The sequence below is a fragment of the Psychrobacter aquimaris genome (assembly GCF_016107525.1).
Lineage (GTDB): Bacteria > Pseudomonadota > Gammaproteobacteria > Pseudomonadales > Moraxellaceae > Psychrobacter > Psychrobacter aquimaris.
This window is the reverse complement of the sequence record NZ_JABASR010000005.1, coordinates 165,714-181,467: the sequence shown is the minus strand read 5'-3', so window position 1 is coordinate 181,467 and position 15,754 is coordinate 165,714. Positions and strand designations below refer to the sequence as shown.

Genomic DNA, 15,754 nt, shown 5'->3' with positions numbered 1-15,754 from the left:
CACAGGGTTGTGATAAAATACGCCACCTGTTAATCACCTATCACGCTATATTTTTAGTCAATCATGGACTTATCCTTATGAGTGTTACTGTATTTAATCCCCGCATCGATGACACTGCTGTCGCTGAAACAACCGCTACTGCACCTGCTCTCACTGCACTCAAAGAATCAAGTTCAGCCCAAGCACCTGTCAAAACAGCGACGAAGAAAGTCTTTGTCACCACGCAGGGCTGTCAGATGAACGTCTATGATTCTGGCAAAATGCTGGATGTGCTCGGTGATTCACACGGTATGGAAGTCACACACGATATCGATGAAGCCGATGTACTGCTGATGAATACCTGCTCTATCCGCGAAAAAGCACAAGAGAAAGTCTTTTCAGAGTTGGGTCGCTGGCGCAAGCTAAAAGAAAAACGTCCTGACCTTGTCATCGGCGTTGGTGGCTGTGTGGCCTCACAAGAAGGTGATAATATTCAAAAGCGCGCGCCTTATGTTGATATGGTATTTGGTCCGCAGACTTTGCATCGTTTGCCAGAACTATATGATCAATCAAATGAGCAGCGTGAAATCGCGCCTAAAAATCGTATCGGTACGATTGATGTGTCATTCCCTAGTATTGAAAAGTTTGATTTTTTGCCAGAACCAAGAGTAGAAGGCTATAAGGCCTTTGTCTCTATCATGGAAGGCTGCTCAAAATATTGCTCATTTTGTGTGGTTCCTTATACCCGCGGTGAAGAATTGTCACGCCCGCTTGATGATGTGTTGGCAGAGATTGATAGTCTTGCCGCTCAAGGTATCCGTGAAATCAACCTATTAGGTCAAAACGTGAACGGCTATCGCGGCGAAAAAGACGACGGCAGTATTTGCCGTTTCGCTGAGCTATTGCATTATGTATCACACGTTGATGGTGTGGAGCGTATTCGTTATACGACCAGTCATCCACTTGAGTTCACAGATGATATCATTGACGCGTATGCACAATTGCCAGAGCTGGTATCGCATTTACATCTACCTGTTCAGAGCGGCTCAAATGCTATCTTGGCAGCGATGAAACGCAATCACACCATCGATGTTTATATTGATCAGATCAATAAGCTTAAAGCCATTCGTCCAGATATTCACTTGTCGAGCGACTTTATCATTGGTTTCCCTGGTGAGACGGATCAAGATTTCCAAGATACCTTGAACTTGGCAAAAGAATTGAACTTCGATCACTCTTACAGTTTCATCTATTCTAAGCGTCCAGGCACGCCAGCAGCAGAGCTACCAGATGATGTGAGCTTCACAACTAAAAAAGCGCGGTTGGCGGAGTTCCAAAAAGTTATTATCGACTCGACACTTGCGAAAACTCATGAGATGGTCGGCACCACCACTCGTGTATTGGTCGAGCAAATCGCCAATCGTCATCCTGACTGCCTAATCGGCACTGCGGATAACACTCGTACGGTCATGTTCACTTATGACGAAGACAAAATGGATGAGATGTTAGGTAAACTTGTAAGCGTACGTATTACTGATTTTGTCAGCCCGCACATGGTGAAAGGTGAGCTAATCGAAGTATTGGCGTAACTGTTAGAAAGCAGCTACTCAAAAGTAGCTATGAGTCAATAAGAAAAAGCCGTTCACTATAATAGCGAACGGCTTTTTTGTGAGCGTCTAATAATGATCGGTCTGAGAAGACTACTCATTATTTGCTGGTTACTTCTGAGGTAGTCTCTATCATAATCTTCCAGTAGTACAAAATCATTTTTAGCGTTTCATTAATTTTAGCCATTAGGAGCAGCCGTACTCCCTGCCAGAATGCCACCATCAATCGTTAGCTCAGTGCCAGTCACGTATTTTGACTCATCACTGGCCAAATAGAGTGCCGCATAAGCCACATCCATGACATCACCCATATAACCGAGCGGAATATCCTTGCTAATGGCTTTAATAGCGTCTTCACGCGCATCGCCTTCTCCCAACATCGCATCCCACATCGGCGTATAGATAGCGGCGGGATGGATGGAATTACAGCGAATATCATAGCCCTTTTGCGCACAGTATAAGGCGACTGATTTACTATGATTTCTAACGCCAGCTTTACTTGAGGCATAAGCTGCCGCTAAAGGAATACCGACCATACCTGAGCGAGAGGATATATTGATGATACTCGATGTGCTGTTTTTATCCGTTGGACGATTTTTCATCAAAGCGATCGCCGCCTTACACCCTAAAGCCACGCCATCTAGGTTCACTTGATGTACCTTGTGCCAACTTGCCATATCTAAGTGTTCAGGATCATGAGCACCTGTGGTCTCTAAAAATCCAGTAATACCAGCATTGTTTACGACAATATCTAACCCGTGATAGCTTTGTTGAATATACTGCTCGGCTTTTTGCCAATCGCTCTCGTTTGAGACATCCAGATGCATATATTCTGCTGGTTTTGACTCACGCCATTGTTGACGCTTGATATTAATATCATCGCAAGCTTGAATCCCTTTATCATCATGGATATCACTGAATATGACCGTTGCCCCTTCTTTTACAAAAAGCTCAGCAATCGCCTTACCAATGCCTTGTGCTGAACCCGTAACTAATGCAACTTTATTAAGCAATCTCATAGAACGCTCCTTTATGTCTGTTAAATCTTGATCTTAGGTACTACTTTACTTGGATACCCAATCATAGAAACTCGCGCTCTCAGTTTTCTTATTTAGTGTCGTGGTTTGAATGGCCTTGCCACCCAAACCATTTAAACTAAGAATGCATGATCGCTACTCTGACAACCAGTCCGTCTGCCGTAACTGCTGCTTAGTTTCGCGACGGCGCTTTTTTCGGACGATATCGATATCCTCTTTTTCATGAATACCGCCCTTTCTTAATAGTGGATCAAGCGCCAAGTAATTACGAGGCTTCACTACGCCTAGTGTTTGTTGACTCAAACTATTGTCAGAATCATTTTGGCGCTCTAATGCTTGTTCAATTTTCTTGGCCTTTTTTAAGGTTTGTTTTAAGCTCATATTGTTACCTATTCTGTAATTCTTCTTAGATACCAATGCCGAAAACCCTATTAGCGAGGAAAACGAGCGCAAATTGTACATCCAGTACATTAAGCAAGTTTAACGATGCTAAGAGGATTTGCAGGCTTGGTATTAGCCCTTAATACACATGACTTGTTTTAGCGTATGCACCACTTCGACCAAGTCCGTTTGATTGGCCATCACTTCATCAATGTCTTTATAAGCACCGGGTATCTCATCGATAACGCCCTTGTCTTTACGACATTCAATGCCATCAGTCTGCGCTTTTAGCTCATCAACGGTGAACGCTCGTATGGCTTTACCTCGGCTCATTTGTCGCCCTGCCCCATGTGAGCAGGAGCAAAACGACTCTGCCGCGCCTAGACCACGAACGATAAAAGATTTTGCACCCATAGAGCCGGGGATAATGCCAAGTTCACCTGCATAAGCACTAATTGCGCCTTTACGAGTGACATAAACTTGCTCGCCAAAATGCACCTCTTCATTGACGTAGTTATGATGGCAATTGATAGCTTCTTTGGTCAGCTGGAATCGTGGTAATCCTGCTTGCGGTGATTGCAGCGCCTTAATCACCAAACGCATCATTTCACGGCGATTTTCTAGCGCGTAATCCTGCGCCCAGCCGACCGCCTCGACATAATCAGCAAAGCTATCAGACCCTTGGGCAAAATACGACAAATCCCGATCGGGCACATGACCAAAGCGCGATTGACGTTCTTTTTTGGCCAGATTAATAAAGTAGCGACCGATACAGTTACCAATGCCACGACTGCCAGAATGCAGCATTACCCAAACATCTTGGTTTTCATCTAAGCACATCTCGATAAAATGATTGCCACCGCCAAGTGTACCCAGCTGCTTCGCCCACGTACGCTCAAAACCTTTAAGCATTTTAAGCAAGCCCGGATGTTTATCGGTAACTGGCTTTAGGCGTTTGTCTAACGGATCAAGCGTTGAGTTTTTCGCTTGGATTTGCTTGTGCATGTTAAAACCAACAGGCACTTGTTGCTCTACTACTGAACGTAATGACCTTAAGCTATCAGGTAAATCACTTGCGGTGAGGGATAAGCGCACGGCGTTCATACCGCAGCCGATATCCACACCGACCGCCGCAGGAATGATAGCAGACTTGGTCGGAATCACACTGCCAACGGTTGCGCCTTTGCCAACATGCACATCAGGCATGACCGCAATATGCGAGTGTACAAACTCTAGCTGCGCCAAGTTACGTAATTGCTGAATCGCGCCTTGCTCGACATCTGAGGTATAGATTTTGACAGGCACGCCATGCTTGCCACTTTTATTTAACGTTAATTGAATGCTCATTATTTTTTATTTCCATTCTTTTATTTTAAAGCCATATATTTTTTAATTCGCCTATTAATATTTTTTAGACACAGTTATCCGTCTTAAATAAACACGATGTTTAATAAGAAAATTAATTGATAAATAAAATATTATAGGCAATAAAATACCGTCTCTTTATTAATTAAAAATCAATAAAAAGTTATGGCTAATTTATTATGGACGTTTTAAAGAAGAGTCTTTCTATACCAAAAATGAGGGCATAAATATTATACGCACAGATATATAGTTGCTAAGTTAATAGCGTGACTCATTTTTTGGTAATAAAGGTAAAGCAGAATGTTAGATAAACAGACAGCAGCGAGCGCGAAACCAATTAGCACTATCGCATCGCTATTTTGACATAGAAGATTTAGAAGAAGGATGGAGCGAGTATATATAGGAGGCTATTTATTGATATTAATAGATAGAACATCACTCAATAGCTATATATAAACTTAGCCAAACCTTTTCGAAGTCTTCATTGTTGTCATTATTTTCATACATTCAGTCTTTAAAAACGTCTTTATAGTTATATAGGACACGATGATTCCTCCATAGGTTGTGGCTAATGTCAGGGCGACAGTAGCAGATTTATTAAAAATCTATAGCAAGACTATAAATCAATGATGTAATAATAACGATTTAAAAAATATTGTCAACTATTAATTTAAGTCGTCTTTAAAATAATTATTATTTAATATATAAAATATAAATAGGATTACTGTTTTTTTAAATGGTAAAACCTTTTATAACGTCTGCCAACAAAGCTGCTGCAATTATTATAAAGATAACGCCGCAACCGCGATTGAGCCACGCTAAACGATTACCTACATCAAGCCAGCTTGCCAGTTTTGTACCACCTAGCGTATATACGATCTGCCAAATGGTTTCGCTTAAAAATAAACCTATCGTCAATAAGATATATTGCGGCCATAGTGGCGCACTAAAATTAATAAACTTGGGAAAAAAAGCCGCGAAAAACAAAATAGCTTTTGGGTTGGATAGAGATACCCAAACACCGGTACGAAACAAAGTAAGATTACTGGGACCTACTTGCACGGCAGCGCTAGAGAGCGAACGTGGCTGCGGTGTAGTAGGTGCGCGCTCAGAGGCAGTATAGTCAGCTTCCACCTCTGCACTTAACTCTTTAGCATCGCTCATCAAGCTGCCATCGCCAGCATCACGCCATGAGCTGATACCCAAATAAATCAAGTATGCCGCACCCACGGCTTTGATGATCGTGAGCAGCCAAGGCGACTGCCGACTGATCACATCCAGTCCAAGCAGCGTTGATAGTAACAAAACAAACAGTCCAAGGCTTAGACCTGCCAGCGTCCATAATGTCCGCTTCACGCCATAGTTCATGCCGTACTGGAACGCCAGTAGCATATTGGGACCTGGGGTCGCGGAAATCAAAAACGTACTTGCGAAAAACACTGCAAACAGATGCCAAGACATCAGCTAACCCCTACTTTGTTATATATGAATGGTTCTTATACTAATAGCCATATCGCCAAAAAAAGAAATACCGCCATTAAGACGGTATTTTTTATACTTACTTATATTATATACATATGTTCGGCATTTTTATAGACTATTTAATGGTGCAGCTGGTTAGCAATTTCTGCAAAAACGCATCACAACGTTCAATTTCAATCAATTCAACATACTCATCGGCTTTGTGTGCCTGTTCAATACTACCAGGGCCACAAATGATGGTTGGGATACCTGCATTGGTAAACTGACCACCTTCCGTCGCATAAGCGACTTTATGACGCTCATCGTCACCAGTCAGCGCAGCTATCAATGACTGTAGCTCAGCGCTGTCATTATCCGTCATGGCAGGAACGCTTTCTTCTTGCATCAGCTCGATGCCCGTCTCAGGCGCACGTGCTTGCATTTGCGCATTTAGCTCAGCGACTTTTGCTTGAATAGGCGCTAGTATATCGTCTTGCGTCATGTGCGGCAGGTTGCGGTAGTCAAAGGTGAACTCGCACAGGTTAGGCACGATATTGGTGGCTGTGCCGCCGTGTATCGTACCTACTGACAATGTTGAATAAGGTACCGTAAACAATGCATCGTTATCGTTTCTCGTACTGAGCTCTTCGGCAAGCATATCGACATAGCCCACCAATTTGCTTGCATAGCTGATTGCATTGACCCCTTGAGCAATCAACGAAGAATGCGCTGATTTGCCATGGACACGGCAACGATAAACCGCGATGCCTTTGTGCGCGACCACCATCGCCATATTAGTCGGCTCACCCACGATGCAATAATCAGGCGTGATACCACGCGCTTTCAAGTCTGCCAAAATTAATGGCGCACCCAAACAACCTACCTCTTCATCGAACGACAAAGCCAAGTGCAATGGGCGACGCAGCTGACCGCTGTTCGACAACTGCACCGCTTGCGGCAACATCGTTAGCGCACACGCGATAAAACCTTTCATATCACAAGCACCGCGTCCATATAGCTTGTCACCACGAATCGTTGCTGCAAACGGCTCTGATGTCCATGCTTGCCCATCGACTGGCACGACGTCAGTGTGACCAGATAATACCAGACCGTTATTCACGATATCGGCATTTTCGCCAGCGGGTACCGTCACAAACAAGTTGGCCTTGGTTTTAGCCTCGTTAAAGGTCAGATCTACCGTTAAACCCAATTGCTCACAGTACGCTTTTACATCGTTAATCAAAACTAGATTGGAGTGTCGACTGACCGTATCAAAGGCAATAAGGCGCGTTAGCCAATCGAGGCTGTGTTTGGGATGCTCAGTATTGTTGAACTGCTTGTCATTGCTAACGTTATCACTACTAGCTGTATCATTAGTATCTTGGATCATAAAATATCCTTATCACGATATATGATAAAAAAGGTTACTGTTTTTTAAATGAGCGCCGCTGCAATGCCTTGATCTCTTCATCTAATCCTGCAATCGGACCTTGTATTGGTATGTTTGGCGCTACTTCTTGAATACTTAATGAGTTGATTGGCGATGTTGACGTCACGCCCATCTCCTCCATCCACTCGCCAAGCTGTTTTGATGAGCTAACGTAGATGATACGACCCAGACCTGCCCACGCATGCGCAGCTGAGCACATAGCACAGTGCTCACCTGAGGTATAAACCACCGCTTTTGTACGCGCGTCCGTAGTCATATTCTCTGCGGCCCACTTTGCAACAGCAATTTCAGGATGGTAAGTTGCATCGACGGTATTAGCACGATTACGATCTTCATGTAGCACCTGACCATCGCCATCAACCAATACACTACCAAATGGCTCATCGCCCGCCGCTAGCGCTTCAGTAGCAAGCTCTACGCAGCGGCGCAAATATATCATATCATTGTCAGTGATCATCTCCATCTCCTTTTATCAATTCATTCTAGGACGTGTTGAATATTAACCCATATCAAAGCATTTACGATGGCGTCTTTATTATGAAGGACGGTTTTGATTCATCGCATCGACGACTGGCGGCATTGGCTTTGGTAACTTACCTTCTGCCTGTAGCTCTTTGCTGGTTTTGGCATCGATAGCCAGTCCAGCAATCAGGGCAATATCTTTAACAGGTTTACGCTTGCGGGTAGCAAAGCTCACTGGCACCATGCGCGCAAACTCATAAATATGCAGATAAGACTCTTCGCCACCTTCAAAGTTTTCGTCATCTTCTAATCGAATACCACCGATTTTAGCCAAATCAGACAGCATCTCATTTTCATCGCCACTCAGACCACAGTCGGTAATACCAAAACCCGTCATAAAACCATTTGCCCACTGTTTCAATGCCATCACGCGCTCGTACAAATCATGTTCATCATCTGGCACTAATGGCGTGTAAGAATAAGCATCGTCTTTATCTTTAAGCTGAAAAACAGTGTCTTCCGCTTCTTCTGTTAACAGAGTCAATGCCTCATCGGGTAAAGGCGCAAAACTGAGCTCTTCAAACACCTTCGCCCATGTTGCTTCATCAGGCGCGTTACAGGCCGTCATCAGCCCTGTCATCAGGCCATGCACTTCACTGATAGACACGTCAGTCCAGTCATCAAAAGCAGTCAGCCATGTATTCCAGCCAGAGATATTGTCATTCATAATAGATGTCCTAGTAATTGATTATTGCTTAAAAAATAAAAATAGAAGGATAAAATAGGTGTGAGACATCGCTTGATATTATCAATCAAACCATGGCTCATAAAAATAAACAAACAACCCCTAATATAGGTAATTACTTTGTTGATATAGATATTATGCGGTCACCTATGGCATTATTAAACGCAGAGAACAAAATTCATTCACGCTTACTTGTTAAGGATAAAAACTGACTATGTATGATCAACTTAGAATATTAGAAAAAATGGTACTCGACATAAAAAAACAGTATCAGCTTGTCAGTGCTGAACTTAGCAGCCTCAAACAACACCCTGTTAGCGACCCTCAGGAGCTTGCGGCAATAAGAGCCAAGCTCAACACTAGCCATAGCGAACGTGATGGTGCCAAAAAACAATTGAACGATCTCGACAAGCGCTACCAAAGTCTCGCAGAAGCGCATCATATGATCGGTGAAGAGCAAGACAAACTGCAAAAACAGGTCAGCCAATTACAACAACAAAACAGCCAGTTAGAGCAACAAAACAATGAATTGAAGCAGCAATATAGCGATATTAAACAGCAAAACAGTGAGCTGCAGAAAAAGAATCAATTGGCAGCAGAGCGTACACAAGTCGTATTAAAACGCTTAACCCACATCGATCAAGTAGAAGGCTGATCAGTGATGGCAATAAGGACATATTACTTATTTAACTGCCCAACACTACTCGTAAAATCTGATATCACTCATTTCACTGACCAGACATTGTAGGATTTATCATGACCGATGACCACAAAAACTCTATAGAAAAACAGCCACAAAATAGCCAGCAGCAGAATATTGGCTCTAAACCACAACCAGTCGCTGCAACTGGCTCAAACACACCGAGTACTACTGTGAAAACCACTATCCCTGAACCACAAATCAAAAAAGTAGATATCGCAATTGCTGGTGTCACCTATCCTATTTATTGTCCAGTACACGAACAAGAAGAGCTACTCTCAGCCGTCTCTTATATCAATAACCATGCGCTAGATCTTAAACGGGACGCGCCAAGCCTCAGTCAAGAAAGCATCTTGGTACTGTGCTGCTTAAATTTGTATGAAAAAATACACACCAATCAAAGAAGCGATGAAGATCGGCTACAGCAAGACAAACAATCTGAAGCTCTATTAAATAAAATTATGAAAGACGCACAGTCTGTTTTATAAGCCTGTATTAGGCGACGAAACAATAAGCGCTTTGCTCTGATGAGCCAAGCGCTTTTTTATACCCAAGCCATAATCTAATTATTTATACGTCAGGGTTATAAACCTTACCTGCATGAAAGTCTGCTTGATGTTCATAATTGCAAAAGAATAATGCTTGGTTTTCGCCAATAGCACTATCACTACTTGCAGCCAAGTTGGGCTTAGTTTCAAGGACGCCGCGGTATTCAGCCAAGCTGTTGCCACAAAAGTTGCACTGACGCGGTGTGATCACATCACCTTTTTTTGGCATCATACTTTTGGGCGCACGCGGGTACATAAATTTATAAAACCCCCACATTACTATCCAAATAACGATGATGATAATGATAACAGCAAACACGGCAGTGCTCCTTTGAATATGAGTAAGCGCTATGAATGATAAAAGCCACTTGGCGGATTATTCAATACGTCTGGACAGTATAACTTAACCATCAATACTGACGATAGTAATATGCTTGAGCGAGTTAATTGACTATCCAATTCCCATGGTAACTTATCAATAAATGCCATGATACGGCGTAAAAAACTGGCCATAGCGGGCCAGTTTTTATATTAAACAGAAAACAATAAAGTGAGCGATCTATATTGGTGAAACTATAGCTGCAGCTCACTGATATCAGCCACAGTTAAGAACAATGCGCGTACTTGCTTAAGTAACGCTAAGCGGTTGTTTTTGAGGGCGGCGTCTTCACTGTTGACCATCACATTATCAAAGAATTGCGTCAACGGCTCATCTAAGCTAGCAAGTGTTTGCAATACTTGTGTGTAATCCGCTTGCTCTAGCAGCGGTTTAACCGCCGTCTGCGCTTGTATTACACTTGCGTATAAACCTTGCTCGGCAGGCTCAGATAATAACGCTTCATCGACATTATCAGCGACACTCACTTCTGATTTGGCCAATATATTGGCAACACGCTTGTTTGAATCAGCAAGCATTGAAGCTTGTGACAATTCGCTAAAGGCTTGTACCGCGCGAATACGCTGATCAAAATCAAGCGGCATATGCGGGTTAATCGCTTGCACTGCCTGAATGGTATCAACGCTCACGCCTTGCTCAGTATACATCGCACGATAGCGCGAGTTTAAGAATGCCATGACTTGGGTACGGGTAGTTCCCATACTAAAATCTATACTATTTCCATCCACGAAAAACTTTACAGCACTTTGTGTGCTATAACCTTTAATCGCTTGCTCAACCAATGCCACCAGATTAATTGGCAATTGCTTTTCGATCAAGATACGCAGAATACCAATGGCTGAGCGGCGTAAGCTGAATGGGTCTTTCGAACCCGTCGGTGCTTGATCAATCGCAAAAATACCGACGAGCGTATCTAAACGGTCGGCTAATGCTAAGCAAATACCGATCGGCGTCTGTGGTAATACATCACCGCTGAACTTAGGTAAATATTGCTCTTCTAAACTTGCCGCAACTGCTTCTGGCTCATTATTCAAACGCGCATAATAAGTGCCTGCAATACCTTGTAATTCAGGATATTCACCGACCAATGAGCTGGCCAAATCGGCTTTGGATAAAATACCCGCACGCACCGTTTCATCGATATCAATCTGCTGACCCTGCTGTTGCATCAAGGCGGCAATAAAGGCGGCAAGCTTAGCAATACGGTCAGATTTTTCCCAAATCGTACCCAGCTTGTCTTGGAAAACGCGAGTTTTGAGGCTTTCTGTCAGCGCAAACAATGGCTGCTTCTGGTCTTGTAAGAAGAAAAACTCGGCATCCGCCAAACGTGGACGTACGACTTTCTCATTACCTTCAATAATTTGATTAGGGTCTTTTGATTCAATGTTGGTAATAAAAATAAAGTAAGGCTGTAGCTTGCCAGTTTTATCGGTTAAGCAAAAATACTTCTGATCCGCTTGCATGGTAGAGATAAGCGCTTCTTGCGGTACTTGTAAAAAACGCGGCTCAAAGCTTGCTCGTAGTGCAATGGGGAAATCAACCAATGCGGTGACTTCATCCAACAAATCTTGCGGCACGATGGCATCAGAATTGACTTCATCTGCTAGCGCTTTGACTTGATTTTTGATCAGCATTTGGCGCTTATCAAAATCAGCCACGACTTTTAAACTGTCAAGCAGTTGCTCATAATCATTGGCGTGCGCAATCTCATGATAATTAGGACTATGGAAGCGATGACCACGAGTTTGCGTGCCTGTCTGATGCCCCTGAATGGTCGCATCAATGACGGTGCTATCTTGCATCAACACTGCCCACTGTACTGGACGCACAAATTCATTGCGGCTGGCACCTGAACGCATACGCTTAGCAATCGGTAGATTGTCTAGTGCAGTCTGAAAAATAGCAGGTAACAGTTCAGTGGTTGCTTGACCATGAATGACTTGCTCATAACCGACATAATCACCTTTATCGGTGTTAATAGTTATCAACTCGCTGGCGTCGATGCCCAATCCTTTAGCAAAACCCATCGCCGCACGTGTTGGATTACCATCTGCATCAAACGCGGCTTTAATCGCAGGGCCGCGTTTTTGCTCACTGCGATCCGGCTGCTTATCACTAATGCCCTGAATCTGAAGCGCCAAACGACGCGGTGCAGCAAAGGCTTTGATGCTATCGAAGCTAATTTCTGCTTCATTTAACTGTTCAATGACACTTGCTTGTAGCGCGTCACGTAGTGGCTTTAGGCTTTTTGGAGGTAGCTCTTCACACCCCAGTTCAAATAGAATAGTACTCATGGGATGCTCCTATTTATTATTGTTAGTTGATTGGTTTGTATTTGATTCTTCAATTGCCATGTCAGTGTCTTCTTTTGGCAAATACTTATCGAGCGCCGCTTGACGATGCGCCTCATCTGCTAATGGGAAGCCCAGCTTAGCGCGTGCTTCAACATAACCAATGGCCACTTTTCGTGCTAGCGTACGTACGCGTAGGATAAAGCGCTGACGTTCAGTCACTGAAATCGCACCGCGAGCATCGAGCAAGTTAAAAGCATGTGAGGCTTTTAGTACCATCTCATAGGCAGGTAATGGCAAACCTTCGGCAACCAATTTATCCGCTTGCTGCTCGTAGAAATCAAACATCTGACCCATCATCGGCACATCAGCGTGCTCAAAGTTATAGGTAGACTGCTCAACTTCGTTTTGATGAAAGACATCGCCATACGTGACACGACCAAACTCACCATCTGCCCAGACCAAATCATAAACGCTATCGACACCCTGCACGTACATGGCTAATCGCTCAAGACCATAAGTGATTTCGCCAGTGACTGGGAAACACTCAATACCGCCTACTTGCTGGAAATAGGTAAACTGCGTCACTTCCATACCGTTGAGCCAGATTTCCCAGCCCAGCCCCCACGCACCCAGCGTTGGCGACTCCCAGTTATCTTCAACGAAACGCACATCATGCACCAATGGGTCAATACCAATGGCTCTTAATGAGTCTAAATACAACTCTTGGATATTAGGTGGATTGGGCTTTAGCACCACCTGAAACTGATAATAATGCTGCAAGCGGTTGGGGTTGTCACCGTAACGACCATCAGTTGGACGACGTGATGGCTGCACATAAGCAGCATTCCAACGCTCAGGACCTAACGAGCGTAAAAATGTCGCGGTATGAAAAGTACCCGCGCCGACTTCCATATCATAAGGCTGCAAGATAACGCAGCCCTTATCAGCCCAATAATTCTGTAGAGTCAGAATTAAATCTTGAAATGTCATCGGTTGAGGGTCTGTGTCTTGTATCATCGGGGTTGTCGCTTGGGATGTCATAGTTTGGGTTTTCATAGTAAAGCCACTGTGAAATGAATATGAATAAATAAAGTTTTGATAGCACTCGTATAGCCTATTTGGCAACGACTCTATTTGCCTGCTCACCTTACTAAAAATTGACTATTTTATCTATATTTACATCAACTAAATTTATGCTGCAGACCAAAACGAGTCGTTATAAGGCTCATTTATAATCAAACTGCTGCAATAAAGGGCACAAAAGTAGCAGATAAAAAAATACCCAAATGCGCGAGCATCTGGGCAGGAGGAAAGGTATGTCTTTGGTATCCTGATGAGTCAGGCTTTTTGTTTTTTAGTTGAACTGCTGTTCTTTTCTTTTGATACAAATTTAATCTAAGTGGATTTTGATAGTATTACTATCAAAATAGCACTGTCAAAATGGTACTGCTGTTAAAAATACTGCTATAAAATATGAAACAATCTTATTGATAGGATGCACTGGTTGCTTTTGGCATGATTATCCATAAGACTATATAAATTAAGATGCCAGGTACTGCAGCACTCAAAGATGAGATAATCACGAATAATACTCTCACCCAAGTCGGTGACCAACCAACGTATTCGGCAATGCCGCCCATCACACCTGCTATCATGCGATTATTCTGTGAGCGATGTAGTTTTGCTAATTTAGCCAAATCAAATACCTCTCTATCATTTCTATTATTGTTTAAACTTCTGTTATTTTCGTTTGTTCTTCTATTTTTTATGCTTTTTTTCTGATTGTAGTCATGAAGATATTTAGCCCTCTTAACTTATGAATAATTATAGCAACTATTAAATATTTATCTGTTGAAGGTATAGAAGTACTTTGTGAGTTTATGCTACTTAAGCTTGCCCTAATCTGTCATAAAACCTCGTAAACTGCTGATTTTAAATAATTATTTCAAAATGTTTCAAAATTAGGTTTGTTGCTGCCACATTACAACGCTTGTTACAAATTCAATATTTAGCCATTGTCAGCACATAAACATTGTTATAGATGTAACTTCATAAATGGTAAAAAATTCAAACAATCACAGTTAAATTAATAACTTGGTGATATTTTTATCAGAAAAAAGTCTTATAAAAAAACACCTATTTACAATAACCTACCTGTAAATCCGCTTAAACCTTTATACCATGCTGATAAACCGCTTCTATTTTAGAAATCTACCTATAAAACTTAGTGCAATGAAGCACAAATAAAAATAAAGGAAAGCTATGTACGAGTCAGGATTGATGATTGGACATTTTGAGCCATTACATTTAGGTCAAATGCGCAGTATATTGGCTGCGGCAGGACAAGCGAAAACCTTGCATATTATCATTATGGCCCATCCAGCACCGCATCCAGACTTTACCATTACTTTGCAAGACAAAGCTCGTTGGCTACAGATGGCGTGTGCTGATTTGCCATTTATCCAAATTCATACCACCCATGAGATTGAGCTGCCGCTGCATGATAGCTTTGTTGATGTGACAATCAACATTCCCGCCAGCAATGCCAAACTACAACGTTTAACGGCAGCGCTCGACTTACCAGCAGAGACGGTATTGTTTGTCGCAGAAAACCACCCATTGGCGCAGAGTGATGTTTATAAGCAATTATCGATACCAGTCGTCACGACCCCGCTACAACCTGAGTTTGATTCTTATGCCATTGCTCATAATCCGGTCGCGCATTGGTCAGCCATTCATCCCCAAGCACGCGGCGACTATACCAAAACGGTTGCGATTGTCGGCGGTGAAAGCTCAGGTAAGACGACATTGGTGCATAAACTGGCCAATTATTATGGTGCCAGCTTTGCTTTAGAGATGGGACGTTTATATGTCGGCACAGATTTGGGCGGTAGTGAAGTCGGCCTACAATATAACGACTATGGTCCCATTGCCCTCCAGCATGCTCAAGCTATAAGAGATGCGGCGGCTAACGCGACGGCTCCTGTCACCATTGTTGATACCGATTTTGTGACCACTCAAGCGTTTTGTGAAGAGTACGAAGGTCGCAGCCATCCTTTTGTGGCGGCTTGTATCGATGAGTTTCGCTTAGATCATACCATTATGCTAGATAACAATACGCCGTGGGTTAATGACGGCATGCGCTCATTGGGCACTCCTGAGGCGCGCGGACGCTTTGAACGACGTCTCGTCGATATTTTCGCTCGTCATGATATCAAACCGCACATGATTGACCAGCCAGATTACGATGCGCGCTATCAGCAAGCACTGCTGCTTATCGATCAGTATGTTTATGGTAAATAGGCAGCATGGTAAAAATAGCGATAAT

At 43.0% G+C, this 15,754-nt stretch carries 15 protein-coding genes; 4 read left to right on the top strand and 11 right to left on the bottom strand.

Translation table 11 applies throughout. The features are described from left to right. Nucleotides 1-77: 77 nt before the first annotated feature. Nucleotides 78-1,568 carry a tRNA (N6-isopentenyl adenosine(37)-C2)-methylthiotransferase MiaB gene (gene miaB, locus JFC10_RS06405; protein ID WP_198332154.1) on the top strand — a complete coding sequence of 497 codons (1,491 nt, stop codon included), beginning with the start codon at nt 78-80 and terminating at the stop codon, nt 1,566-1,568. A gap of 197 nt (nt 1,569-1,765) precedes the next feature. On the opposite strand, the gene JFC10_RS06400 is transcribed toward miaB, so the two are convergent. The 7 genes from JFC10_RS06400 to JFC10_RS06370 form a co-directional block, all read right to left on the bottom strand. Beyond that, the gene (locus JFC10_RS06400; RefSeq protein ID WP_198332153.1) at nt 1,766-2,605 is read right to left on the bottom strand and encodes an SDR family oxidoreductase; all 840 of its coding nucleotides are present in this window, start codon (nt 2,603-2,605) and stop codon (nt 1,766-1,768) included. A gap of 153 nt (nt 2,606-2,758) precedes the next feature. Next, the gene (locus JFC10_RS06395; RefSeq protein WP_198332183.1) at nt 2,759-3,004 is read right to left on the bottom strand and encodes a hypothetical protein; all 246 of its coding nucleotides are present in this window, start codon (nt 3,002-3,004) and stop codon (nt 2,759-2,761) included. 132 nt (nt 3,005-3,136) lie between these two features. Continuing rightward, nucleotides 3,137-4,351, bottom strand: coding sequence for an RtcB family protein (locus tag JFC10_RS06390; RefSeq protein ID WP_198332152.1), 1,215 nt, complete (start codon nt 4,349-4,351; stop codon nt 3,137-3,139). 750 nt (nt 4,352-5,101) lie between these two features. Then, nucleotides 5,102-5,830 carry a LysE family translocator gene (locus JFC10_RS06385; protein ID WP_198332151.1) on the bottom strand — a complete coding sequence of 243 codons (729 nt, stop codon included), beginning with the start codon at nt 5,828-5,830 and terminating at the stop codon, nt 5,102-5,104. Between the two features lie 136 nt (nt 5,831-5,966). Continuing rightward, on the bottom strand, nt 5,967-7,220 hold the full coding sequence (argE, locus tag JFC10_RS06380) for an acetylornithine deacetylase (RefSeq protein WP_227685943.1): 1,254 nt from the start codon (nt 7,218-7,220) through the stop codon (nt 5,967-5,969). Between the two features lie 34 nt (nt 7,221-7,254). Further along, complete coding sequence (locus tag JFC10_RS06375; RefSeq protein WP_198332150.1) at nt 7,255-7,737, bottom strand: nucleoside deaminase; 483 nt, start codon at nt 7,735-7,737, stop codon at nt 7,255-7,257. 78 nt (nt 7,738-7,815) lie between these two features. Next, nucleotides 7,816-8,469 carry a UPF0149 family protein gene (locus JFC10_RS06370; RefSeq protein WP_193012483.1) on the bottom strand — a complete coding sequence of 218 codons (654 nt, stop codon included), beginning with the start codon at nt 8,467-8,469 and terminating at the stop codon, nt 7,816-7,818. Nucleotides 8,470-8,701: 232 nt separating this feature from the next. Between JFC10_RS06370 and JFC10_RS06365 the strand changes: the two genes are divergently transcribed. Beyond that, nucleotides 8,702-9,142 carry a hypothetical protein gene (locus JFC10_RS06365; RefSeq protein ID WP_198332149.1) on the top strand — a complete coding sequence of 147 codons (441 nt, stop codon included), beginning with the start codon at nt 8,702-8,704 and terminating at the stop codon, nt 9,140-9,142. Between the two features lie 101 nt (nt 9,143-9,243). After that, complete coding sequence (locus JFC10_RS06360) at nt 9,244-9,675, top strand: cell division protein ZapA (protein ID WP_198332148.1); 432 nt, start codon at nt 9,244-9,246, stop codon at nt 9,673-9,675. Nucleotides 9,676-9,757: 82 nt separating this feature from the next. Here JFC10_RS06360 and JFC10_RS06355 read toward each other — a convergent pair whose 3' ends face one another. The 4 genes from JFC10_RS06355 to JFC10_RS06340 form a co-directional block, all read right to left on the bottom strand. Further along, nucleotides 9,758-10,054 carry a hypothetical protein gene (locus JFC10_RS06355; RefSeq protein WP_227685944.1) on the bottom strand — a complete coding sequence of 99 codons (297 nt, stop codon included), beginning with the start codon at nt 10,052-10,054 and terminating at the stop codon, nt 9,758-9,760. A 254-nt stretch (nt 10,055-10,308) separates the two neighbouring features. Then, entirely contained in the window at nt 10,309-12,426 is a 2,118-nt protein-coding gene (gene glyS / locus JFC10_RS06350) for a glycine--tRNA ligase subunit beta (RefSeq protein WP_198332147.1), read from the bottom strand. Between the two features lie 9 nt (nt 12,427-12,435). After that, entirely contained in the window at nt 12,436-13,416 is a 981-nt protein-coding gene (glyQ, locus tag JFC10_RS06345; protein WP_198332180.1) for a glycine--tRNA ligase subunit alpha, read from the bottom strand. A gap of 494 nt (nt 13,417-13,910) precedes the next feature. Beyond that, nucleotides 13,911-14,123 carry a PspC domain-containing protein gene (locus JFC10_RS06340; RefSeq protein WP_198332146.1) on the bottom strand — a complete coding sequence of 71 codons (213 nt, stop codon included), beginning with the start codon at nt 14,121-14,123 and terminating at the stop codon, nt 13,911-13,913. A gap of 565 nt (nt 14,124-14,688) precedes the next feature. Here JFC10_RS06340 and nadR point away from each other — a divergent pair. After that, nucleotides 14,689-15,729 (top strand): multifunctional transcriptional regulator/nicotinamide-nucleotide adenylyltransferase/ribosylnicotinamide kinase NadR, encoded by a 1,041-nt coding sequence (gene nadR / locus JFC10_RS06335; protein WP_198332145.1) that lies wholly within the window; start codon nt 14,689-14,691, stop codon nt 15,727-15,729. The last annotated feature ends 25 nt before the right edge of the window (nt 15,730-15,754 follow it).